At 48.1% G+C, this 23,185-nt stretch carries 22 protein-coding genes; 11 read left to right on the forward strand and 11 right to left on the reverse strand.

The features are described 5' to 3' along the window. Positions 1-75: 75 nt before the first annotated feature. The 11 genes from ACKU40_RS07410 to glgP all read right to left on the reverse strand — a co-directional run bounded on the left by ACKU40_RS07410 (position 76) and on the right by glgP (position 12,680). Positions 76-891, reverse strand: a complete 816-nt coding sequence (locus ACKU40_RS07410) for a sulfotransferase family 2 domain-containing protein (protein ID WP_320175876.1) — start codon at positions 889-891, stop codon at positions 76-78. Positions 892-1,069: 178 nt separating this feature from the next. Next, on the reverse strand, positions 1,070-2,143 hold the full coding sequence (secF, locus tag ACKU40_RS07415; protein ID WP_320175877.1) for a protein translocase subunit SecF: 1,074 nt from the start codon (positions 2,141-2,143) through the stop codon (positions 1,070-1,072). Between the two features lie 13 nt (positions 2,144-2,156). Further along, the gene (gene secD, locus ACKU40_RS07420; RefSeq protein WP_320175878.1) at positions 2,157-3,758 is read right to left on the reverse strand and encodes a protein translocase subunit SecD; all 1,602 of its coding nucleotides are present in this window, start codon (positions 3,756-3,758) and stop codon (positions 2,157-2,159) included. 114 nt (positions 3,759-3,872) lie between these two features. Then, positions 3,873-4,223: a preprotein translocase subunit YajC gene (gene yajC / locus ACKU40_RS07425; protein WP_320175879.1), complete on the reverse strand. Its 351-nt coding sequence runs from the start codon at positions 4,221-4,223 to the stop codon at positions 3,873-3,875. A gap of 45 nt (positions 4,224-4,268) precedes the next feature. Beyond that, on the reverse strand, positions 4,269-5,021 hold the full coding sequence (locus tag ACKU40_RS07430; protein ID WP_320175880.1) for a hypothetical protein: 753 nt from the start codon (positions 5,019-5,021) through the stop codon (positions 4,269-4,271). 1 nt (position 5,022) lies between these two features. Further along, entirely contained in the window at positions 5,023-6,126 is a 1,104-nt protein-coding gene (locus tag ACKU40_RS07435; RefSeq protein WP_320175881.1) for a glutamine amidotransferase family protein, read from the reverse strand. Positions 6,127-6,148: 22 nt separating this feature from the next. After that, positions 6,149-7,420, reverse strand: coding sequence for an FAD-dependent oxidoreductase (locus tag ACKU40_RS07440; protein WP_320175882.1), 1,272 nt, complete (start codon positions 7,418-7,420; stop codon positions 6,149-6,151). A 2-nt stretch (positions 7,421-7,422) separates the two neighbouring features. Continuing rightward, positions 7,423-7,866: a 4Fe-4S dicluster domain-containing protein gene (locus ACKU40_RS07445; RefSeq protein ID WP_320175883.1), complete on the reverse strand. Its 444-nt coding sequence runs from the start codon at positions 7,864-7,866 to the stop codon at positions 7,423-7,425. A gap of 6 nt (positions 7,867-7,872) precedes the next feature. After that, positions 7,873-9,399, reverse strand: coding sequence for a glutamate synthase-related protein (locus ACKU40_RS07450; protein ID WP_320175884.1), 1,527 nt, complete (start codon positions 9,397-9,399; stop codon positions 7,873-7,875). 16 nt (positions 9,400-9,415) lie between these two features. Then, a complete protein-coding gene (locus ACKU40_RS07455) occupies positions 9,416-10,036 on the reverse strand; it encodes a thermonuclease family protein (RefSeq protein WP_320175885.1) in 621 nt (206 codons plus the stop codon). A 76-nt stretch (positions 10,037-10,112) separates the two neighbouring features. Next, complete coding sequence (gene glgP / locus ACKU40_RS07460; protein ID WP_320175886.1) at positions 10,113-12,680, reverse strand: alpha-glucan family phosphorylase; 2,568 nt, start codon at positions 12,678-12,680, stop codon at positions 10,113-10,115. Positions 12,681-12,886: 206 nt separating this feature from the next. Here glgP and dut point away from each other — a divergent pair, with 206 nt between their 5' ends. The 11 genes from dut to ACKU40_RS07515 all read left to right on the forward strand — a co-directional run bounded on the left by dut (position 12,887) and on the right by ACKU40_RS07515 (position 23,144). Continuing rightward, positions 12,887-13,360 (forward strand): dUTP diphosphatase, encoded by a 474-nt coding sequence (dut, locus tag ACKU40_RS07465; RefSeq protein WP_320175887.1) that lies wholly within the window; start codon positions 12,887-12,889, stop codon positions 13,358-13,360. A 23-nt stretch (positions 13,361-13,383) separates the two neighbouring features. Next, on the forward strand, positions 13,384-14,586 hold the full coding sequence (locus ACKU40_RS07470) for an aspartate aminotransferase family protein (RefSeq protein ID WP_320175888.1): 1,203 nt from the start codon (positions 13,384-13,386) through the stop codon (positions 14,584-14,586). Positions 14,587-14,622: 36 nt separating this feature from the next. After that, positions 14,623-14,832 (forward strand): hypothetical protein, encoded by a 210-nt coding sequence (locus tag ACKU40_RS07475; RefSeq protein ID WP_320175889.1) that lies wholly within the window; start codon positions 14,623-14,625, stop codon positions 14,830-14,832. Positions 14,833-14,988: 156 nt separating this feature from the next. Next, complete coding sequence (locus ACKU40_RS07480; RefSeq protein WP_320175890.1) at positions 14,989-15,855, forward strand: 50S ribosomal protein L11 methyltransferase; 867 nt, start codon at positions 14,989-14,991, stop codon at positions 15,853-15,855. Continuing rightward, the gene (locus ACKU40_RS07485) at positions 15,848-16,501 is read left to right on the forward strand and encodes an endonuclease III domain-containing protein (RefSeq protein ID WP_320175891.1); all 654 of its coding nucleotides are present in this window, start codon (positions 15,848-15,850) and stop codon (positions 16,499-16,501) included. The genes ACKU40_RS07480 and ACKU40_RS07485 overlap by 8 nt, the downstream gene beginning before the upstream one ends. A gap of 9 nt (positions 16,502-16,510) precedes the next feature. Then, positions 16,511-17,635 (forward strand): peptidoglycan DD-metalloendopeptidase family protein, encoded by a 1,125-nt coding sequence (locus ACKU40_RS07490; RefSeq protein ID WP_320175892.1) that lies wholly within the window; start codon positions 16,511-16,513, stop codon positions 17,633-17,635. A 49-nt stretch (positions 17,636-17,684) separates the two neighbouring features. After that, a complete protein-coding gene (locus tag ACKU40_RS07495; RefSeq protein ID WP_320175893.1) occupies positions 17,685-18,962 on the forward strand; it encodes a S41 family peptidase in 1,278 nt (425 codons plus the stop codon). Between the two features lie 17 nt (positions 18,963-18,979). Further along, on the forward strand, positions 18,980-20,236 hold the full coding sequence (locus ACKU40_RS07500) for a divergent polysaccharide deacetylase family protein (RefSeq protein WP_320175894.1): 1,257 nt from the start codon (positions 18,980-18,982) through the stop codon (positions 20,234-20,236). A gap of 165 nt (positions 20,237-20,401) precedes the next feature. Continuing rightward, entirely contained in the window at positions 20,402-21,352 is a 951-nt protein-coding gene (locus ACKU40_RS07505) for an ABC transporter substrate-binding protein (protein WP_320175895.1), read from the forward strand. 95 nt (positions 21,353-21,447) lie between these two features. Beyond that, a complete protein-coding gene (locus ACKU40_RS07510) occupies positions 21,448-22,350 on the forward strand; it encodes an ABC transporter permease subunit (RefSeq protein ID WP_320175896.1) in 903 nt (300 codons plus the stop codon). Then, complete coding sequence (locus ACKU40_RS07515; RefSeq protein ID WP_320175897.1) at positions 22,350-23,144, forward strand: ATP-binding cassette domain-containing protein; 795 nt, start codon at positions 22,350-22,352, stop codon at positions 23,142-23,144. The genes ACKU40_RS07510 and ACKU40_RS07515 overlap by 1 nt, the downstream gene beginning before the upstream one ends. Positions 23,145-23,185 lie beyond the last annotated feature (41 nt).

A 23,185-nucleotide genomic window follows, 5' to 3' on the forward strand; every position in this document is an offset into this window, starting at 1 on the left:
CAATAATTTTAATAAAACCGAAATTTAAACCCTGAGGACTAGCGATTATCCAAAAAATATACTGATATTTTAAAATTATTTTCCATATATAAAATCTTTATCATCATCGGCAGTCTGCTGCATAAGCAGATTAGCTATACGCTGATAACGTTCATTCATCTTTTTGAAAAAAGATAATTCATTCTTAAATTCATCACCCATATCATTAACACGTTGTTCAAAAAGGCATGAGGCAAATTCATAAAGTTCAATATCCTGACAGTTATACTCGCGAATAACATCAAGCTCTTCCTCTGTTACAGTGCTCCGTTTCTTTCTGACATTATGTTTTTCATATAAGACATTCTCAAGATTCATCATCCTTTTCAGCATTAGCAGACTTTCATCAAATCGCTCTGTGATTCCGAAAAGATACAATCTCTGTAAATTATCCTTTGCCCTCTCAAGCATGCTTCTGCCATCCTCAACAGCACCGCAAAGAGACCTGGTCATTAAATTTTTGCCTCTATATATGAGCTCAGGTCGTAGACTGCTTACATACTCTATCAATGAGACTTTCTCGTCATTCAAATATCTGTAGAGATGATTCTCAGGCCAAGTGCGCAAGAAGTTATATTCGGAGACAACCCGCGCCACAGGCTCTCGAAGAAATGTAAATGCATATTTACCTAAAAAACCGGAAAAAAATTCATCAAAGTCATGCACAAAAATATGCCCTTGAACAAGATTAATACGATCCAATTCTTCGGCACTGATTTTTTTCAGAAACTCATTCTCTTCTTTTGTGTATACAGAACAGATTGTTTCTTCGGGAAATTTAGCAGCAAAGATATGATTTAAAGTTGTCCCCGCTGTTTTGGGAATATGCAGAAAAAAGAATGGGCTGTGCAAAACAACTCCTTAAAAGAACAATGACAAATTCATGCTGTTAATCCAAGAACGATTCCTTCCCACTTAACAAAATTAACATAAGGACACCACAATATTAATCCTCAATAAATTCATACAAAAAAAGCGGGAACGGCCAAAACCATTCCCGCTTGAATAAGCAGTATGAAAGCGCTTGAAACTATGCTGCTTCAGCTTCTTCCACATCGTTTTCAATTTTGCTGGGGCCAAATCCGAGAAGGATGGGGCTGGCAACAAAGATTGAAGAGTAAGTACCGACGCCGACACCGATAAGCAGTGCGAGGGCGAAATCGTGGATAACGCCGCCACCCAGAGCGAACAGAGCTGCAACAACCAGCAGGGTTGTGCCGGAAGTCAGGATGGTTCTGCTAAGAGTCTGGTTGATACTGATGTTGATGGTATTAGCAAGGCAATCACTGATTTTGCCATGCAGATTTTCACGGATACGGTCAAAAACGATGATGGTATCGTTCAGGGAGTAACCGATGATGGTCAGCAGTGCTGCGATGATGGTCAGGTCGAACTCCTTGCCGAGCAGGGAGAAGATGCCCACAGTAATCAAAACGTCATGGATAAGTGCGACAATAGCACCCAAAGCGTAGTTCAACTTCAGATACCAGCACAAACCGATAGTAATGAACAGTGCACCGAAAATAAGTACGGTGGTGGACATACCGAGCATCTGCAGCAAAGTGATTCCGCCGAAAAGGCCACCGGCCATAATTGCCGCAGCAAACCAGCGCTGCTCAAAACGGCCGGAGATATAGATGGCAATCAGGAGAACTGCAAAATACAGGGCTTCGATAGCCTTGGTACGCAGGTCTGCACCGACTTTAGGACCAACCATTTCCAGACGCTGGAGTTCAAAACCGGTACCATCCATACCGGACGCAAGTCCGGAAGAGATTCTGTCCCTAACTTCTGAGGAACTGATATCGGAAGAAGAAGTCCTGAGCAGGATTTCATTATCATCATCATGGCCGAAGCTCTGGACAACCAGTCCGGGAAGCTTGGCTTCCTTGAGAGCAGCTTTAACGGCCTTTACTTCTACTTTTTTATCAAACTTAACCTGAACCACAATACCGCCGGCAAAGTCGATGCCGTACTTGGGACCACCGTTCATGATCAGCGAGCCGAGTCCGAGAAGAATCAGCACAGCGGAAATGATGAATGCTTTGGTCTTGAATCCGATAAAATCGATCTTGGTATCGGGTTTAATTATCTGCAATCCCATTTATTCACTCTCCTTAAATGTTCAGCGGCGCATCAGCGGCACGCTTGGAGGTGTAAAGATCAAACAAGATGCGGGTAACGAAAATAGCGGTAAACATAGAGGTAATAATACCCAGAGTAAGAGTTACCGCAAAACCGCGCACCGGCCCGGTACCGAACTGGTAAAGAATAACCGCAGCAATCACAGTTGTGATGTTTGCGTCCAGAATAGTCAGGGTCGCCCTGCTGTAGCCCTCAACAATAGCGGCCTTGGCAGTGAGTCCCCTTCTGAGTTCTTCACGTATGCGTTCGAAGATGATGACGTTAGCATCAACAGCCATACCGATAGTCAGGATAATACCTGCGATACCGGGAAGAGTCAGGGTTGCACCAAAAGCTGCGAGACCTGCAAGAATCAGGATAACGTTGAGCACCAGCACCACGTCAGCAACAAATCCTGCAAAGCCGTAATATACGAACATGAAGACCAGAACCAGGGCACTACCTACGATTGCTGCGGAAATTCCCTTGTCGATGGATTCCTGTCCCAAGGAAGGACCGACTGTTCTCTGCTCAAGGATTTTAACCGGAGCGGGCAGTGAACCGGCGCGAAGGACGATAGCAAGGTCATGTGCTTCTTCAGTAGTATAACTACCGGTAATGGAAGCACGTCCGCCTGCAATCTTATCCTGAATGGTCGGTGCGGAATAAACTTTTCCGTCCAGAACGATAGCCATACGCTTCTTGATATTCTCACCAGTGACGCGTTCAAAAATTCTTGCGCCCCTGCTGTTGAAGTTCAAGGTTACGTAAGGCTGGTTGAACTGGTCAAAACGAGTCTGAGCATCGGTGATATATTCACCAGTCAGCATGGCGTCTTTCTTAAGAACAATAGGCTTTTCAATATAAGAGCCGTCGGGTAGCCTGTGCATGATGACAGTAACTTCACGACCGGGGGCAACAATGCCCTTCTGCGCTTTTTCAAGATCAGCAACGTCGTCCACGAGCTTGAACTCGAGGTGGGCGGTCTTACCGATGATTTTGATAGCTCTTTCGGGATCCTGCATACCGGGCAGCTGCACCTGAATGCGGTTGCCCTGCTGTCTACGGATATCCGGCTCAGCCACACCGAACTGGTCAATACGGTTACGGATGGTCTTAATTGCCTGATCCATAGTCAGCTTGGTCAGGTACTTTTTGTATTCCGGAGTGGGAGCAAAAACGTAAGTGACTTTGCCGTCAGGCTTCACTGCTGTGCTGAGGATAGTAAGGTTGCCGAAGGTATCCTTAACAATCTTTTCAAGTTTTTCCTTCTGGGCTTCCTTGAGAAGAACCGCTTCGATTCTCTCACCCTTGAGCACTGTGGGCTTCAAAACAATTACACCTTCCTCGCGGGCAACGGCTTTAAGATCGTCTCCCATACGAGCAAGGTTGTTATCCATGGCTTTATCCATATCAACACCGAGTGTGAGGTGGATACCGCCCTTAAGGTCAAGTCCCAAACTGATTTTGTCATCAGGCAGGAAGCGAGCCATTCCCGAATTCTGAACCGCAGGCAGTGAAGGAAGGAGGTAAGAAACTCCAAACACGACAACAAGCAGGGTCAGAACTATTTTCCAACGAAGACTCCCGTTCATCTCCTCTCCCTTTATAAATTCAACTAGGATAGGTTACAAAAACACTAAAAAGGCAAGCACTTACGGGCTATCCCGAAAAGTGACTTGCCTTATAGGCTTCACTACACAAAAAGATTATTTATCTTTCTTTTCTACTTTTTTAGCAGGGTTGGCGAGGTTGGAAACAAAAGATCTCTCAACCTTGACCTGCATGCCTTCAGCAAGCTCAACAGTCAGCTCATCGCCGTCCACAGCAGTTACTCTGCCGTAGATACCGCCTGCGGTAAGAACACGGTCACCCCTCTGGATAGCATCCAGCATGGCTTTGTGCTCTTTGGCTTTTTTCTGCTGCGGTCTGATGAGCAGAAAATAGAAAATTGCAAACATGAGAATGAGGGGGAGAAAAGAGCCAAGTGCGCCCATAGGCCCGCCCTGGGCCTGCTGTCCGGCTGCACCCATCGCGTGTGCGACATCTGCAAAAAACATTACGTCCTCCTGAAAAGACTGTGTACGAATAAAACAATCCGCCTATTACACGGGAACATACATATCCCCGTACGGACGGTGTGACCGAGGCAAAAGCTTCATAAAGTCTGAAGCCATTATGGTTGCCGCATCCACACCGATTTCCTCTGAATAATCCCTGACAATCTCGGCTATTGCCTCAAGATCGCCTTTATCCGCGGGTTCAACCTTTATTTCATGGCCGACCATATCTTCGGGAACATTTCCGCGCACGTAGATTACTCCGCCGTGCATCCCGGTCCCCAACGACATTCCCGCGACGGGAGCATCTGGTTTACCAGAAAACATGCCAAGAAGTAAAATCACTCCTCCGGCCATATATTCACCAAGGAAATCACCGGCCTTACCGCCGATGACAATCACTGGCTGCTGATCCATATAAGACTTCATATGGATTCCTACCCGATACCCGACATCGCCCTGAACGTAAATAGTTCCGCCGCGCATTGCGTATCCCAGAACATCCCCAGCAATCCCCTTGATCACGATCTGACCGTCATCCATGGTATTTCCGGTTCCGTCCTGCACATTGCCGTTCACAACAATTTTCGGCCCCTTCATAAAAGAAGCCATGTCCTGACCGGGCGTGCCGTTGACTGTGAAAGTCAAATTCCCTTTAAAGGCTGTAGCTATGTACCTTTGTCCTACAACATTGTCGAGAACGAATTCATCAATTCCGTTGCGAACATTTTCCCGCACGATCTCATTGAGCCTGCGGTAATCCATATCGGTAGCATCTATCTTAAATGGTCCTGTCATATCAGCACCCGTCCGCCTGAACTATTACCGGTTCCCCGGCCTTGGGCATCCAGACCTCGTCAAGATCAGGACAGACCAACCGAATAGCACTTTCCTCGCTGGACATGAATACCCGGTCATTCTTCCGGGCAACCACGAGGGGCCTCAGTTTGATACGGTCATTTAATCCCCACAAGCTATCGGAATCCGCCACCAAAATGGCAAACGGACCATTTAACATTGCACTTGCGTATGTGGTTCTAAGTGCGCTGTAAAGCTTTTTCTCCGGCTCATCCATTTTTTCGATTTCCTCCCAGAAAGGAGGTGCAAAAACAGACGAAGCCAGTTTTCGGCTCAAACCGTGTTTACGTATCAATAAATCAATTAAATATGCAACAACTTCCGTATCGGTATTCATGGTACATTCATACCCGTGGGTACAAAGGTACCGCCTGTTGATACCATACGATGAGATTTCCCCGTTATGCACAATGGACCAATCCAGAATGGTAAACGGGTGCGCCCCGCCCCACCAGCCCGGCGTATTGGTCGGAAACCTGTTATGCCCGGTCCAGATATAGGCTGCATATTCATCAAGGCGGTAAAATTCCGCAATATCTTCCGGATAACCGACACCCTTGAAAGCACCCATATTCTTACCGCTGGAAAGAACGAACGCACCCGGCACCTCTTTATTGATCATCATGACCACGCCGACGATATAATCCGACTCGCTTCCTCCGCTGAAATGGGACTGGGTCCGCAACTCTTTGGGGTAAACAAAAAAACGCCAGACCACAGGCGGGTCAGAGATAGTCAGCACCTTCCTGGTCCTTATCGGTTCAGCTTCATAAACATCAAAAAATCTTTTAATGATTTCTTCAGCCTTATCAAGTGCCTGCTGGTTATCGCAAAGCAATTGCAGACAATATTTATCAGCCAGATCAGGATAGATTCCATAAGCCGCAAAACCGCCGCCCAGCCCGTTACCACGATCATGCATGCAACTCATGGCCCTGATAGGAATATCACCGGGAATACATTCGCGTCTCTTGCTGATTACACCGAACACACCGCAACCGGATATGTCTTTCTCAAAATCATGATAATTTTCTGGTGCTTTCATATAATGCCTCCGGCGGCTACTCTTAATCAGGATTCCATGCTTTGTTGAAGAATTCATCCGGCCACATTAAAACGTCCGGCTCACCTTCACTGAGCCTTTTGCGTGCTTGTGCATCCACCTTGAACTTAAATTTAATAAATGAGGTGTACATGCCTGCGAAATCGATATCACCTACCAGCACGTAGCCCACAAGCCGATCTTTCTTGAAAACCAGCCTGCGGTAACTCTTTTTGAGTTCATCATAAAAAGTATAAATTTCATAATCAGCATTTTCAGAATCAGGATTCACCTCACCAACAGAAATAGTCGGTAATCCGAAAAAGCTGATTGAACTCATGGACATGGTTCCGGGATATACGGATTTATTCCCGGCCATATTTCTTCCGGCGTAGTATCCTTGGGTATAGGCATTGGACCAGATCGGAACGACTTTATCTTTATCGAAAACAACATCACGGGCCTGCGCGACATCACCGGCTGCATACACATTTTCTTTTCCGGTAAACATGTTGTCATCAACCATAATACCCTTATCAACTTCAATTCCAGCCTGCTCTGCAAGCTCGGTATTGGAAACCACACCGATAGCGATGACTATAGCGTCAGCTTCAAGAAAACTTTTATCATCCAGCAGGATTCCGCGCAGTTTACCATGCTTATCACGCACTATTTCCCTGCCGCTCACCCCGCACCGGACCAGCATTCCGGCCTCTTCCACCCGGCGAGAGATCAACCCTGCAGCTTCTTCATCATAGGCAAGCGGCAGTATGCGTTCGCGCATTTCAACAACAGCGACATCAACGCCCCTATTGTATAAAGACTCAGCTGCCTTGATCCCGATCAGTCCACCGCCGATCACCACCGCCCGCTTTAAATCCTTAACAGATTGAATTAAACGATAGGCATCCTTTGCAGCGGTAAAATTGTATACCTCATCTCCTTCAAGACCTTTAATCTGCGGAACGTATGGTTTGCCGCCTGTTGCGAGCAGCAGCTTTTCAAACGGAATCAGCTCACCTTCTGAGGTTTGCAGTTCCTGCGATTCAAGATCAACCCTTTCAATAAATGTAGCCAGCTTCAGGGTAACGCTTTTGCCCTTGTAATAATCATCTGGCCGCATAGCCAGCCTTTCAGGGCTGATCCGCCCTGCCAGCAAATATGAAGTAAGAGGCTTGCCGTAGGCGGCTGTATTCTCGGCCCCAATTACTATAATCGGGGTTTCACGGTCATATTTCCTGATACCGTCAATAGCTCCAAGCGAAGCAATACCGTTACCGATGATTACATATGCCATGGCTATCTCTCCTCATATTTTAAAGCCCGGTTGGGACAGGCTTCCACGCATGCCGGACCGCTCTCCCTTTCTGCGCAAAGGTCACACTTAACAATCATACTGTTATATTTGTCGCGCTGAATAGCACCATACGGGCAAGCCATAATACAGGACCAGCAGCCCACACACTTGTCCGCATCATAACGAGTGATTCCGGTTTTATCATCCTTGGTCAACGCTCCGGAGATGCAAACAGGTACACATTCAGGTTCTTCACAATGTCTGCAGCTGATGGCGACACATACTTCATCATCTTCAATCAAGCGCTTGCGAGCCACCAAACCCTTGGCCCGTTCTTCCTTATAAGCAAGGATCAAATCATTCGATTTGGAATGCGCAGCGAGGCAGCCCAACACACACAGGCCGCACCCGATACATAACTCCCTGTCAGGATAAATACGTTTCATGTTTATTTACCGTCCCGCATGCTTAACTCCCAGAATCTGCATTTCAGCATCAGTCAGGGCTACTGCTCTCAGTTTATCCCTGTTTCCGCGCAGGCTTTCAATAGAATTAAGTCCCATACCGCCGAGCATTTCCTCTATTTCGTGGGACCATCCGCGCACAAGGTTAACCAGCCTTTCCGCCGCAACTTCCGGGTTCTGGCGCTTGGCTAATTTCTTATCGTTGGTAGCGATACCCCACGGACACTTTCCTGTGTAACAGCGGCCGCATAGAGTACAGCCCACAGCAATAAGAGCTGCAGTGCCGATATTGACGGCATCAGCACCAAGGGCAATGGCTTTGATCACATCACCACTGCAACGGAATCCCCCCCCCGCAATAATAGAAGCCTTGGAACGGATACCTTCATCCCGCAAACGCTGATCCACGCTGGCAAGAGCCAGTTCAATCGGTATTCCTACGTTGTCACGGGTCATGGCAGGAGCAGCGCCGGTTCCGCCCTTCATACCGTCAAGGGTCAGAATATCCGCCCCGGCACGTACAACACCTGAGGCAATAGCCGCCACATTATGCACCGCCGCAATCTTCACTGCTACCGGAACGCGATATTCCGTAGCTTCCTTCAGAGCAAAAATAAGTTGCAGCAGGTCTTCGATGGAATAAATATCATGGTGAGGTGCGGGAGATATAGCATCAGAGCCTGACGGAATCATTCTGGTCTCGGAAATCATGGCGTTAATTTTCTCACCCGGCAGATGTCCGCCAATTCCCGGCTTAGCGCCCTGACCGACCTTAATTTCAATACAGACTCCGGCGTTCAGATAATCGCTATGAACTCCGAAACGCCCGGAAGCAACCTGCACTATGGTCCACTTTCCATATTCGTAGAGAGACTTATGCAACCCGCCTTCTCCGGTATTGTAGACCGTGCCCAGCTCTTTGGCTGCCATAGCCATTGCCGCATGCAGATTGTAATTGATCGCCCCGAAGGACATGCCCGCAAAAGTTATCGGGGTAGCAAGTTCTATCTGCGGGGTTTGTTCAGTTTTAAGCTTCGGATTACCGTCAGCATCAAAATCGACTTCAACCTTATCCGGTTTGGCTCCAAGAAATGTTTTCAGCTCCATTGGTTCACGCAGGGGATCAATAGACGGATTAGTCACCTGACTTGCATCCAGCAACAACCTGTCCCAATAGACCGGGATATCAACGGGACTACCCATACCTGCCAGCAGCACGCCGCCGCTTTCGGCTTGATTATATATGTTGCGCACAAACCCGGGGCGCCAAGTAGCATTGGGCCGGAAATTCAACTCATTCAATTTAATCGTAAGAGCGGCTGTCGGACACAAAGCTGCACAACGGTGGCAGCCTACACACTTGCGGCTGTCATGGGATACTTTTTCCCGTGCATCGTCCCAGAAGTGCGCTTCATAAGAGCACTGCTTGATACAGACCTTACAATCAATACACAGGTCCGGGTCGCGCACTATGCGAAATTCATGGAATGTGCCGGCAAATTTTCTGAATAGCACTTTTATTGCCTCACTTTTACTTCACAACAGGCCAGAAGTTCAAATGCCTTGCAGGTGAATAACCACCGTAAAAAGCTTCACCCAGACTGGAAAAATTAACTTTGTTTTTTCGGCTTATCTTCGTGGCATATTTATCGCCGGGAAGAAAACAACGGCGGCTGTTTTTATTACCAATCCACGGTTCGTTAAAACTTTCCAACTTGCTGATAACAGGCCAGAAACCTTTCTTTTCATCATAGGATTTTCTCTGGGCTTGGAGAAGTAATTTCTGTTTACCCTTGTCTTTTCCCTTATGAAAATAAAAAAATGCCGCACCGTTGCGGATCATCTCACTGTTCACAAAGACATCATCGACATAAACCCATCCGATTATACGCTTATAGTGATCAGTTCCTTTGCCTGCAGATTCAATACGTACCCGTTTGCCGAGAATTAACTTGTTCAGCATAGATTTAGCTTGCTGGGCGTAATATTGATCAGGTTTGCCGTCCCGCCCTATCTCCGGGGTATCAATCCCTGCAATACGCACATGCTTATTATTGGAAAGGATAAAAGTGTCGCCATCTATTACATAGCGAACCTTGGCTTCAAAGGCTGAAGCAGTAACAGCGCTGAATAACAGGCAGCAAAACAACAAAAAGAAAACGGGGCCCCTGAGGACCCCGCTTCGTGAATTAATAGTTTTAATTATTCCTTTCGGCATTCAGTTCCTTTTATTGTGCCCAATGGATCAGTCCGAGAGAATGAGGATCAAGCAGGAGTTCATGCTTGGGCAGGATGCGTACGGTATAACCGAACCTTCCGGCCTCATGGGGCATAACCTCGCCTTGATAGACGTGCCAGCCGCCACCCATATCTTCCTCAGGAGTCATAACCACTGTGTTGCGGCGTGCAAACTTTCCGTCCTGTCCAACAGGTCCGGCGTAGATTTCCACCTGAACATTATCCGTGGTCAAGCCATTGAGGAAGATCTCTGCGGTGATGATGATCGGCTCTTCGACATATACATCAGTATGAGTTTCCGAGCGTATATTGCGAACCTTCAAGCTGGACCACTTGGTCATTACTTCCATTCTCCAGGCAGCCAATTCCTTAGCACCCTGGAAGTCATTCTTATGCATGGTGGCGTAGTTACTGTATGCAGGCTGATATGCCTTTTCAGTATAATCTTCCACCATGCGGTTGGCGTTGAATTCTGGTCCCAGAATCCGCAACGCCTTCTTGACCTTGGCAATCCAGCTACGGGGAAGGCTGCCATGGCCGCGGTCATAGAATTCAGGGATTATGTCATTTTCCAGAACTTTGTAAAGGGTCTGACTCTCTACAAAATCCTGATATTCATGGTCATTGTAATCTTCTCTACGCCCAATGGCCCAACCGAGGCTGTTATCAGACAGGTAAGCTTCATCCCACCAGCCGTCCGGGGTACTGAACTGGAGCACACCGTTTGCCATAGCCTTCATGCCGCTGGTTCCGCAGGCCTCAAGGGGACGCCTCGGAGTATTCAACCAGACATCGCAACCCTGAACCATGTAATTGGCAATTTTCATGTCATAGTCTTCAAGGAAGACAAGGCTCATACGGCACTCTTCACGACGGCAGAACTGGATAAGATCCTGAATAAGCTTCTTACCTTCATTGTCCTGCGGGTGGGCTTTACCTGCAAAAATAAACTGCACAGGCTGCTTGGAATCGGAAATAAGCTTAAGCAGACGCTCCTTATCCTTAAGCAGCAGTCCGGCACGTTTATAGGTAGCAAAACGGCGTGCAAAACCGATAGTCAAAGCACGGGGATCAAGCACTTCGTCTGCAAGTTCGATTTCCTTGCGGCGAGCACCGATATTCATCAACTGACGGCGCAGACGTTTACGCACGAAATCCACCAGCCGCTCCCTGAGCCGTTCATGGGTACGCCAGAGTTCTGCATCGGGGATGTTATCGGTCTGTCTCCACACTTTTGCGCAATCCGGATCCTCACGCCAGTTTGGACCGAGGTAGCGGTCAAAAAGCAGAGAAAAATCAGTAGCCACCCATGTCGGCATATGTACACCGTTGGTGATGGCCCCGATGGGAACATCTTCCACCGGATACTGCGGCCAAACCTTCTGCCACATGTTCCGTGAAACATGCCCATGAAGCTTAGATACACCGTTATTGAAGCGTGAAAGTTTCAGGGCCAGTACGGTCATGCAGAACTGTTCGGCATCATCGCGGGGGTCTTCCCTGCCGAGAGACAAGAAAACCTTATAAGCAAGACCCATAGTCTGGGCATACGGCTCAAAGTATGGACGCATCAGTTCAGCCGGGAAACGGTCATTACCCGCAGGAACCGGCGTATGGGTGGTGAAAATACTGGAAGAAGCCACCATCTCCATCGCCGCTTCAAAGGAAAGACCATGCTCGGTCATAAAAATACGGATACGTTCCAACCCGGCAAAAGCCGAATGGCCTTCGTTCATATGAATGACGCTGGGCTCAAGTCCGAGAGCATCAAGAGCCTTGACTCCGCCGATACCAAGCAGAATTTCCTGCCAAAGACGCATTTCAAGATCACCGCCGTACAAACGGGCAGTAATTCCTCTGAAATGAACCGGGTTCTCAGGTATATTGGTATCGAGCAGGTAAAGAGTTACACGCCCGACTTCAACGCACCAGACTTTGACATGAAGAGTCTCCCCTTTCATATCGAAATTAAATTTTACGTCTTTGCCGTTTTTATCTTTGGCGACCTTAATGGACATTTCCTCAAAATCATGGCTGGGGTAGCGTTCCTGCTGCCAGCCATCCTGAGTCATGTACTGCCGGAAATAACCGTGCTGGTAACAAAGGCCGATCCCGATCAACGGAATATTCAGGTCACTTGCAGACTTAAGGTGGTCACCGGCAAGAATACCAAGACCGCCGGAATAAATAGGCAGACTAAGACCGATACCATATTCCAAACTGAAATAGGCTACGACAGGTTGTCCTTTCTTGACACCGTCAAATTTGTAGGAGCAGCCTTCGCGTGCCAGATAATTTCTCTGTACCTTAACGGCTTCCTTCAGTCGCTGTACAAAAAAATCATCGTTAGCCAACTCCTCAAGCTGCTGTTGAGGCAGACTGTTCAAGAACTTAACAGGATTCTGCTGGCAATCCCGCCAGAGAACATGATCAATGGTAGAAAAGATACTGGCAATGTCGCTGTTCCAGACAAAAAGGAAGTTATATGCCAAGTCCCAAAGCTCTTTCAGCTGACTGGGCAGACGTGGAACGACGCTATAAACGCGAAGCGGCTGCATAGTTATCTCCTTGAGTATTAATTCGAAACGGGATGATTGATCGAATATATCAGAAAGCCCGGACCTTTTACACTTATTTTTATTATTTGCCTTATTCAGGTTAACATATCAAGACAGTTTAGCAATAATCTCGATAGAAAGTTGACACATCTGACTTACAAGAGCATTCTGCCTCTTCAAAATATCACTTGTTCAAGGATAGAAAGATGAATCCCACCCAATCCAATCCAGTTGAAGTAAAAGTTAAATTCCTCAGTGAGACTGCCAGCGAAGGCGGTCTGTACTACGCTACCCCCAACTCCGCCGGAGTTGATCTGCGAGCCTGTATTGAAGAAGATTTCGTAGAAATAGAAGCAGGCGGAAGACATGCCTTCCCCGCCGGGATTGCTATTGAAATCACATCACCGGGCATCGCCGGTTTTATTTATTCCCGCAGCGGACTGGGTACCAAGGACGGCCTGACCGTCAGTCAGGGAGTCGGAGTAATCGACCCTGACTACCGTGGAGAGATCAAAGTTTCCCTGCTCAACACATCGGGCGGGAAGCGACGAATTGAGCGTGGACAACGCATCGCACAGCTCGTTTTCATGCCCTACTGCCATGCCCAGCTGACTCCCAGCGAAGAACTTTCCGACACAACCAGAGGTGCCGGAGGTTTCGGGCATACAGGTAAGAAATAGTCTCCACTGAATAGAACAATATCATGAGTAAACACGATACACTTGTAGCCGCTGAACAAAATTCCATCTGCAACACTTACGGCAGATACCCCCTGAACGTAACAAAAGCCAAAGGTTCCAGAATCTGGGATCTTGACGGCAAAGAATACATTGACCTGCTTTCCGGAATTTCCGTAGTCAACATCGGCCACTGCCGTGACGACCTTGCCGACATTATGGCTGAGCAAGCCCGTAAACTGGTTCAGGTCAGTAACCTCTTTTATCAGGAAGAACAGGTAGAGCTGGCTGAAAAGCTCCTCGCTACCTGCGATGCCGACAGGGTCTTCTTCGCCAACTCCGGTGCTGAAGCCAACGAAGCAGCCATTAAACTGGCCAGACGGTACATGCGCACCGTAAAAAAAAGAGATGCCTTTGAAATTATCACTCTCGAAGGTTCCTTCCATGGCAGAACAATTGCTACCCTGACCGCCACTGGACAATACGGTCCTATCAAGGACGGATTTGCCCCCCTGCCGGAAGGATTCAAATATGTTCCTGCCGGTGATGCAGAGGCCCTCAAATCCGCCATCACTGATAAGACAGCGGCAGTCATGATCGAAATGGTACAGGGCGAAGGCGGTATCAAACCATTGCCTGAGGATTACGTCAAAGCCGTAACCGAGCTGGTCAAAGAAAACGACATCCTGCTCATCGTGGATGAAGTCCAGTCCGGCCTGTGCAGGACCGGTAAATGGTGGGCACATCAGCATTACGGAGTTACCCCGCACATTTTTACTTCAGCCAAAGCTCTTGCTAACGGCCTGCCCATGGGCGCCATGCTGGCAACAGAAGAAGTCGCCAAGGGATTCACCCCCGGCAGCCATGCAACCACCTTCGGAGGCGGAGCACTGGTATCCAAAGTTGCATCCAAGGTCATCGACATCATGACTGCGGACAAGCTTGATGAACGCGCAGCCGAACTGGGCGGTTTCTTCAAAGCAGAAGCTGGAAAGCTGCAGGAAAAATTCCCCGGCAAAATCAAATCCGTGCGCGGACTAGGTCTGATGCTCGGCGTGGAGCTGAACTTTGACGGCAGTGAAATCTTTGCCGCCCTGCGCGAGAAAGGTTTCATTTTGAACCTGACCAAGGGAACAATTCTTAGACTGCTCCCGGCGCTGACTATTGATAAGGATGACCTCGTTGCATTTCTTGATGCGCTTGAGGGTCTGCTTGCAGAACAGGCTTAGCTTGACCATCAAGCCATACGGGCTTATCTTTAATTTATGGATGATATTGCACTTGCCACACCAGTAGAAGGCGGTGTTCAGGACACCAGCCTGCAGCCTTGGCTGCGAGCAGACCAGCTGGATTCAGTTCCGGCCGGAATCGACGGACCGTCTTTGCTGCTTCACGAAACAGAACAGCAAAAGGCCGTGGACAATGCCATCCACAGTCTCACCGGCAAGGGTAATCTCATTGACCGAATTGTTTAAAGCATACGATTATTCCCTGCGTGGCGGGGATTAAGCAAATAAACCTAAAATGCTCAGGTACTCTGTGGAGTATCTGAGCATTTTCATGTACTGCTATCTCGAAAACACAGGACATTAATCAAACAATCAAACCAGATCAAAATATAAGGAACACCAATGCCTAAACTGCTTAGAATTCAGTTTACCCTTTCCGAGCTTGAAAGTGACGAATGTCAGGTCTACCTCGGCGCACGTGTTGCACACGGCTGGGAAGAAAAACCACTTGATGACGATTCCATTTTTTACACCATCCATCTGGAAGACCATCCGTTGGGCGTGGAAATAGTAGAAGAAATCAAAACCCGTTGGCCCAACGCTGGCTGTGTGGCAGAAGAAATCGAAGATGAGAACTGGGGACTCGCATGGAAGGACTATTTCGAGCCTGTCACCTGCGGACAATTCGAAATCCTGCCCCCGTGGTTGCTTGAAAAGAAAACCGAAGGCAAAAACCATATCATCATAGAACCGAAAATGGCTTTCGGAACAGGCAGCCACCCCACCACCGCGCTTTGCCTTGAACTGATCAGCAAACTGGCTGATGAAGGCAAACTTAATGCGGACATGAAATTTTTCGATCTCGGTACCGGTTCCGCGATCCTCGCCATCGCACTTGCCAAGCTCGGCCTGAAAGGTGTCGGTGTGGATATTGATCCGCAGTCCATCGTCTGCGCACAGGAAAACATCGACAACAATGATGTCGATGGCATCATTCTTTCCGTAGGAAGTGCCGACTCCATTGATCCCAAGCTCAAATACGAGCTGGTAGTTGCAAATATTCTTTCCGGTCCGCTCATTGAACTTTGTCCGGATGTGACAGCAAGACTGAAAAAAAACTCTATCCTGATTCTTTCCGGTATTCTTGTGGAACAGGCCGAAAAAGTTGCAGCAGAGTACATCAAAGCCGGACTGCCCGCCCCGGAAATTTTCACCATGGGTGAATGGGCCGGACTCCTCTGGCGCGATGTAAGTGCGGAAGATGAGTAGAGAGCAAATATTAATTGAATACTACAAGGCCCTTTCCAAACGGCTGGGGCCTTGTCACTGGTGGCCGGGAGAAAGCCCGTTCGAGATCGCAGTGGGTGCTATTCTGGTCCAGAATACAAACTGGGCAAACGTGGAAAAGGCTATCAATAATCTCAAAGAGAACGACGGTCTGACTCCGCATGGATTGCGTAAATTTTCAATGGATGAATTGCAGGAACTTATCAAACCTTCCGGTTTCTTCCGTATGAAGGCGATAAGGCTTAATAATTTCCTTGATTTCCTTGACGCCAATTCTGCAAAGTGTATCACGGACTTGGAAGACGCAGAGACTTTTGAACTGCGCGAGAAACTGTTGGCAGTCAATGGAATCGGGCCGGAAACAGCCGATTCAATTTTGCTCTACGCTTTAAATAAACCGGTGTTTGTAGTCGATGCCTACACGCGCAGGATTTTTAACCGCCACATGCTGGTTCACGAAGATATTGATTACCATGAACTTCAGGATTATTTCATGGATGCACTTGATCCTGACGTAAAAATATACAATGAATACCACGCCTTGATTGTGCGTACAGCAAAAGAATGGTGTAAAAAAACCAACCCTGATTGTGAGAACTGCCCGTTGGGCAAATTTCTCGAAAACTGATTTCAGCTTATGTCCCGAATTCTTACTAAAACATACCTGATTATCGCGACCATCGCATTGCTGATGCTTTGCGGGCTTATACCTGCTTCTGCAGACTCCGCGGTTAACAGGCTTAAAGAAGAAATTCAGGACACCCAAAATACCGTCAAAGAACAGAAACAGGAATTGCTGAAGCTGACCCGCGAAGAACGCAGCATGTTCGGCGAGCTTGCCACTATTGAAGACCGCATCGGTAATGTAGAACGTGAACTTTTCCGACAGGAAGATGACCTTGCAGGCATCATGGAAGATGAACAGGCTGCTAAAGCGGACCAACGCGTTCTTGAAGGCGAGCTGGACGAAATTGTTTTTAAACTGAAAACCATGCTGACCAAGCTCTGGCCGGTTCATTCCCGCAAGCTTGAAAACAAATTCGGCTCACTGGATGACTGGGAAAAGGCTGACCGTAATTTTGTCTGGCTGGCTTCTCTGTATAAAGATACCAAAATTGAATTGAACAAGGCTCAGGAAAAAGCCGACGAAATATCCGCAAACCTTGAAGTGCAAAAAGATTTACGATTGAAAGCACAAGCTAAACTTTCGGAAATCAACGACACAAAAGACAGCTTGCTCAAGGATAAACTCAGCCTGCTGGCCGGTATCAAATCCATTCGCGCCCTGAAAATCAACAGAGAACAGGAACTGAAAGGGCTACTTGAAACAATCAACAAACTAAATTACAAACTGAAAAGCCTGACAAGCAAAAAAATTGCCAATTTTCAAGGGTCCTTACCTCGCCCGTGTGAGGGGGAGACCAAAGTTCGGTTCGAGCCTTCCGGCAAACCGCCAGTTCGCGGTATCGGAATCCAAACGACCGGAAATGTTGATGTAAAATCAATCTTTTGGGGAAAAGTTGTACATAACGACACCCTCAGAGGATTTGGGCGAGTTGTGATTATTTATCACGGCTACAACTACTACTCTCTTTACGCCTATCTAGCCGAGAGTTTTGTTAAAACAGGGCAGGAGGTTGAAAAGGATGAAATTATCGGTAAAACAGGGTATTACCCTAACTTGAAAGAAACGGGACTCTATTTTGAATTGCGTTTCCATCAGAAACCCGTTAACCCGCAAAAATGGCTTGCCCGAAATTAATGTATAACAACTTGAGCAAGATACAGCACCCACCACGCTGGAGGAACACATGAGAAAAACTTTGTGGATGATTGTGATCATCTCTCTTTTCGTAATCTCCGTTGCACCGGAGCCGACACAAGCCGTTGATGAAAACCGTTTTGAACCCTTGCGCAGATTTTCGCAGGTGCTTGATCTGGTGGAACATAATTACGTTAACGACATCTCCCGCAAAGAACTTGTTGATGACGCAGTAAAGGGCATGCTCGAACAGCTCGACCCGCACTCCACTTTTCTTTCCACTGACGATTTCAAAGAAATGCAGGAATCCACCAGCGGTGAATTCAGCGGCATCGGAATTGAAATCAGCATGGAAAAAGGTCGCCTGACCGTTATTTCTCCCATTGAGGACACCCCGGCTTACAAGGAAGGACTTAAGGCAGGTGACATAATCCTCGAAATCAACGGTGAATCCACCCAGTCTATTTCCCTGATGGAAGCGGTAAGCAAAATCAGGGGTAAACGCGGCACCGATGTTATCCTGACCATTCTTCATAAGGATGCGAATAAGCCCGACAAGATAACCATCACCCGCGATACTATTCCCATCATCAGCGCAAAGAGCCAGGAGCTTGAAGACGGCATCCTCTACCTGCGACTGACCAGATTCAACGAGAACACAACCCGTGAAATGCATAAGGCACTGCGCGACTACAAGAAAAAGCACACTCTCAAAGGTGTGGTACTTGACCTGCGCAACAACCCCGGCGGATTGCTCACACAGGCTGTATCTGTTGCAGATACCTTCATTAACGACGGCCTGATCGTCTATATTGAAGGCCGCAGCAAAGCCAGCCGCAAGGACTTCATGGCAAGTGAGCAGGCAACAGACGTACATGTCCCCATCGTAACCCTGATCAACGCAGGATCCGCATCAGCTTCCGAAATCGTGGCTGGCGCACTCAAGGACCATGACCGTGCGCTGCTGCTCGGCGAACGTACTTTCGGTAAAGGCTCTGTACAGACCATTATTCCCATGGCTGACGGTTCCGGCATCAAACTGACTACCGCCCTTTACTACACACCCAGCGGCCGCTCCATTCAGGCTGAAGGAATTGACCCTGATATCGTATACCCCTTTGTTCCTCCAGTGGAAGACAAAGAGAAAGACGACCGTTTCATCCTGCGCGAAAAAGACCTTAGCCGTCACCTTGAAAACAACGGTAAAGACAAGGAAAACTCCAAAATACAGGATGATAAAGCCAAAAAAATGCTTGAAAGAGATAACCAGCTCAGACTGGGACTGCAGATGGTGAAGCAACTTCCCCGCCTGAAAGAAATCAAATAGCATTAAGGTTTATTAAAGTGGATCAGCATAATCCTGAACAAAACAATCAGCCCGAAGTCCCGGAAACCAAACCGGGATTTCGGGCTTACATTTCCAAACCTGTTGCCATTGCTGCTCTGACTATTGCGGCTGCGGCATCCATCTGCCTGATAATCGCCCTGCTTGTTTCCGGTTCACCAGAAAGCAATGCTTCCGCTGAATCACCTGAAACTGAACAGACTGCGGTTAATTCAGTTCCATTGTATGAAGAGCCGATGGAAGGCGACCTTGACGATCTGGTCAAACAAATAGACCTAAGTCTGATCAATACCCTGAAAGCGGCCAAAATCTCCATGAGCGATTTGCGGCTGGAAGATGTTTCCCTGAAAAAACATCAGGGACGGGATTACCACTTCCAGCAGCTGAGCTTTCCTGTCTCAGGTGATAAACAACTTTTTCTCGCCAATGTGCAAAAGGGATTGGAGTCAACCGCCCTTAATGCCAGCCTGCACGAAGTTGGTACAGACAAATGGCTAATCAGCATCAACGGAGTACCCACCCATAAGTTTTCCATCTTTACCCCGGTGGTAAAGGAACAGAAACCCGCTCCGGTAAAACTTGATCCCAACGCGCCCAAACTGGCTATTGTAATCGACGACATGGGCGAAGATCTTAAACTGGCCAAAGGACTGGCCGCTCTGGATGCAAAAATAACTTTTTCCATCTGGCCTAACAGCTCTCATGTGAAAAAAACCATCGCCATTGCCAAAAAAAGCGGCAATGAAATCATGGTCCATCTACCCATGCAACCTAAAGGATATCCTAAAGTCAATCCCGGACCGGATGCCCTGCTTGTAGGCATGGATGCGGACACGATAGGCCGAACAACACTTGCAGCCATATCCAAAGTTCCCGGAGCAACCGGGCTTAACAACCACATGGGTTCAAGCTTCACGGAGAACTATACCGGAATGCTGGTAGCCCTGAAACAGTTAAACAAAAAGCATCTGTTTTTCCTCGACAGCCGGACCACCCCCAAAAGTGCGGGCCGCAAAGCCGCTGCAAAGGCCGGGGTAACCTTTTATGAACGCAACATATTCCTCGATAACGTCAAGGATGTCGGTGCCATTAAATACCAGCTTTCCAAGGCAGCCAAGATTGCCCGTAAAAAAGGGCAGGCCATTGCTATCGGGCATCCGAACCATGAGACCCTCAAAGCCATCCGCCAATGGGTTGCTGAGAACAAGGGAAAAATCAGGATTGTTCCGGTAAGTTCGTTGCGGCCCAACAGTTAAGCCCTGAGCAATACATCGGTTGCAGGTTGGACTTACAGCCGGGATTTAAAGCTACAGCTAAATCTATAATTGTAAAAAATAATTTTGATCCTGTCTTGACTTAAGTGTCATTTTAAGGGCAAATTCATTTCATTAAATAATTTTTCAATAAAGGGTTGTACCAGGATGAAAAAAATCCTCCTATTTCTCGTACTTCTGTTCATGGTGACGGTTCCCGTCATCCACTCCGCCCAGACTTACACCGTATCTATTTCCCAGATTGTAGAACATCCCTCCCTTGATGCCATGAGGGACGGTTTTAAAGACAGACTCAAAGAAGCCGGCTTTGATATAATTTACAATGAGCATATCGCTCAGGGTAATCAAGCCACCAATATTCAGATTGCCAACCAGATTAAAGGTGAAAATCCCGATCTGGTTATGACCATCACCACCCCGTCTTCACAGGCAGTTGCCCAGAAGATCAAAGATATTCCGGTACTCTTTACCGGTGTTACCGATCCGGTAGCAGCAGGACTGGTCAAAAGCCTAATGCTGCCCGGTAAGAATATCTCCGGTATGACCGACATGAGCCCTGTCCTGCGTCAGGTGGAACTGATTAAGGAATTCATGCCTGAAATCAAAACCATCGGTACCATCTACAATGCCGGTGAAGCCAACTCCATCGTACTGACCAACCTGCTCAAGGAAATCTGCAAGGATTTCGGAATCAAGGTAGAAGAGGCATCCATTGCCAACTCCAGCGGTGTTTATCAGGCCGCCAAGAGCCTTGTAGGCAAATGTGAAGCCATCTACATCCCGCTGGACAACACCGTTGTCTCCGGCCTTGAAGCAGCCATCAAGGTCTGCCGCCAGAACAAGCTGCCTATCTTCTCTGCTGACACCGATTCAGTAGAGCGCGGAACTGTGGCCGCTCTGGCCGTTGACTACTACCGCATGGGCCTGCAGACCGCCGACATGGCTGCCCGCATTCTCGGCGGGAAAGCCAAACCGGCTGATATGCCTGTTGAAACACTCCAGAACCTGCGCCTGTTTGTAAATGAAAAAGCAGCAGCCAAAATGGGAGTAAAAATCCCCGCACAGGTCATGGATCGGGCCGACAAGGTGATTAAGTAAATATTTGCAAATCTTCCGTATAAGAGTTAAAGGCGCAGTACATTCTGCGCCTTTTTTTATTTGCGCTTCCCACTAAAAAATAAGTTTAACATATCATGATCAGTTTATATGCATTTATGGGAGCCATTGAGCAGGGAACTGCTTTCGGGCTCATGGTTCTAGGTGTGTACCTCACTTTCCGGGTACTGGATTTCCCTGACCTTACAGTGGACGGCAGTCTGCCGCTAGGTGCTGCGGTCTCGGCTGTTGCCATCAGCAACGGCTACCATCCCCTTGTCGGAATGAGTATGGCCGTTGGGGCAGGGTTTCTTGCCGGAGCGGTAACCGGTATTTTGAATACCAAATTCAAAATCCTGCACCTGCTTGCTTCCATCCTGACCATGATCTCGCTTTACTCCATAAATATCCGCATAATGGGCAGGCCGAATATGACCCTGCTCGGCGAAGACACCCTGATTGACCAGTTCATTGAACTTAGCGGACTGGCACCCCACTTTTCCACTCCTATACTTTTCGCGATTATTTCCGGCACAGCCCTGCTGGTACTGATCTGGTTCCTGAAAACATCTTTCGGACTGGCAATGCTCGCTACCGGTGACAACCCTAAAATGATCACCAGCCTCGGTGTTAACCGCGATATGATGATCATCTTCGGAGTAGGTCTTTCGAACGGCATGGTCGCCCTTTCCGGTGCGCTGGTAGCCCAGAACCAAGGAGCTGCCGATGTAAACATGGGCATAGGAACCATCATCGCCGGACTTGCCTCGGTTATCATCGGGGAAACCCTTTTCGGCAAACCGAATGTCACCCGGGCAATGCTTTCCGCCCTGCTCGGATCAATTGTCTACCGCATCGCCATTGCTCTGGCCCTTGGCGTACGTCTTGGTGATTTTGCTTTCACCCCCAGTGACCTGAACCTTGTTACTGCAGCGCTGGTCGTCGTAGCATTGGTCTCCCCTCAAATTAAGAGCGGCCTGCTCAAAAGGAGGGCTGTATAATGCTGACAGTTGTAAAAGCAGCCAAGACCTTCAACCCAGACAGCGTCAATGAAGTTCAGGCCCTGCGCGGAGTAGACCTGAAAGTAAATGCTGGTGAATTCATCACTGTCATCGGTTCCAACGGTGCCGGAAAATCAACTTTTCTGAATTCAATTGCCGGAACTTTCATGCTCAGCAGTGGTAGTATTACCATTGCAGGCAAAGATGTAACCAGATGGCCGGAGCACAAACGCGCTGCAAATCTGGGCCGCGTATTTCAGGACCCGCTGCTCGGCACCTGCGGATCACTTTCCATTGAACAGAACATGGCTCTAGCCCTCAAACGAGGCAAACGAAGAGGGCTGGGCTTGGGCGTGAAAGCTCGTGACCGGGAGCTGTTTCAAGAACAGCTTGCGACTCTCGGACTTGGGCTTGAAAACAGACTTGCGGATAAGGTTGGACTGCTGTCCGGTGGTCAAAGACAGGCTTTAACCATGCTTATGGCAACAATGACAAGGCCTGACATTTTATTACTGGACGAGCATACAGCTGCACTTGACCCCAAGACAGGACGCAAAATTCTTGATATAACCGACGCCGTTGTACGCCGTGATAACCTGACCACGCTTATGGTTACCCATAACATGAATCAGGCTATCAACATGGGCGATAGATTGATCATGTTCCATCAGGGCATGATAATTCTGGATATTTCCGGGAAGGAGAAGAAGGGGCTTAAGGTGGAAGATCTGCTTGATCGATTCTACTCCCTTCGCGGCGAGGATGTTGCCACGGACAGGATGCTCTTTTCCTGATCACGACAACATGAACTTCCCGTTCAGGGTAAAACCTGAGT

Origin of the sequence: Maridesulfovibrio sp., from assembly GCF_963666665.1 — a bacterium.
Lineage (GTDB): Bacteria > Desulfobacterota > Desulfovibrionia > Desulfovibrionales > Desulfovibrionaceae > Maridesulfovibrio.

Bases quoted from the DNA above. Each gene is read 5' to 3' on its own strand.
- ACKU40_RS07495 (WP_320175893.1), top strand. From the start codon at position 17,685: ATGAGAAAAACTTTGTGGATGATTGTGATCATCTCTCTTTTCGTAATC.
- dut (WP_320175887.1), top strand. From the start codon at position 12,887: ATGAATCCCACCCAATCCAATCCAGTTGAAGTAAAAGTTAAATTCCTC.
- ACKU40_RS07505 (WP_320175895.1), top strand. From the start codon at position 20,402: ATGAAAAAAATCCTCCTATTTCTCGTACTTCTGTTCATGGTGACGGTT.
- ACKU40_RS07485 (WP_320175891.1), top strand. From the start codon at position 15,848: ATGAGTAGAGAGCAAATATTAATTGAATACTACAAGGCCCTTTCCAAA.
- ACKU40_RS07490 (WP_320175892.1), top strand. From the start codon at position 16,511: ATGTCCCGAATTCTTACTAAAACATACCTGATTATCGCGACCATCGCA.
- glgP (WP_320175886.1), bottom strand. From the start codon at position 12,680: ATGCAGCCGCTTCGCGTTTATAGCGTCGTTCCACGTCTGCCCAGTCAG.
- secF (WP_320175877.1), bottom strand. From the start codon at position 2,143: ATGGGATTGCAGATAATTAAACCCGATACCAAGATCGATTTTATCGGA.
- ACKU40_RS07480 (WP_320175890.1), top strand. From the start codon at position 14,989: ATGCCTAAACTGCTTAGAATTCAGTTTACCCTTTCCGAGCTTGAAAGT.
- yajC (WP_320175879.1), bottom strand. From the start codon at position 4,223: ATGTTTTTTGCAGATGTCGCACACGCGATGGGTGCAGCCGGACAGCAG.
- ACKU40_RS07430 (WP_320175880.1), bottom strand. From the start codon at position 5,021: ATGACAGGACCATTTAAGATAGATGCTACCGATATGGATTACCGCAGG.
- ACKU40_RS07445 (WP_320175883.1), bottom strand. From the start codon at position 7,866: ATGAAACGTATTTATCCTGACAGGGAGTTATGTATCGGGTGCGGCCTG.
- ACKU40_RS07440 (WP_320175882.1), bottom strand. From the start codon at position 7,420: ATGGCATATGTAATCATCGGTAACGGTATTGCTTCGCTTGGAGCTATT.
- ACKU40_RS07470 (WP_320175888.1), top strand. From the start codon at position 13,384: ATGAGTAAACACGATACACTTGTAGCCGCTGAACAAAATTCCATCTGC.
- ACKU40_RS07435 (WP_320175881.1), bottom strand. From the start codon at position 6,126: ATGAAAGCACCAGAAAATTATCATGATTTTGAGAAAGACATATCCGGT.
- ACKU40_RS07515 (WP_320175897.1), top strand. From the start codon at position 22,350: ATGCTGACAGTTGTAAAAGCAGCCAAGACCTTCAACCCAGACAGCGTC.
- ACKU40_RS07510 (WP_320175896.1), top strand. From the start codon at position 21,448: ATGATCAGTTTATATGCATTTATGGGAGCCATTGAGCAGGGAACTGCT.
- secD (WP_320175878.1), bottom strand. From the start codon at position 3,758: ATGAACGGGAGTCTTCGTTGGAAAATAGTTCTGACCCTGCTTGTTGTC.
- ACKU40_RS07475 (WP_320175889.1), top strand. From the start codon at position 14,623: ATGGATGATATTGCACTTGCCACACCAGTAGAAGGCGGTGTTCAGGAC.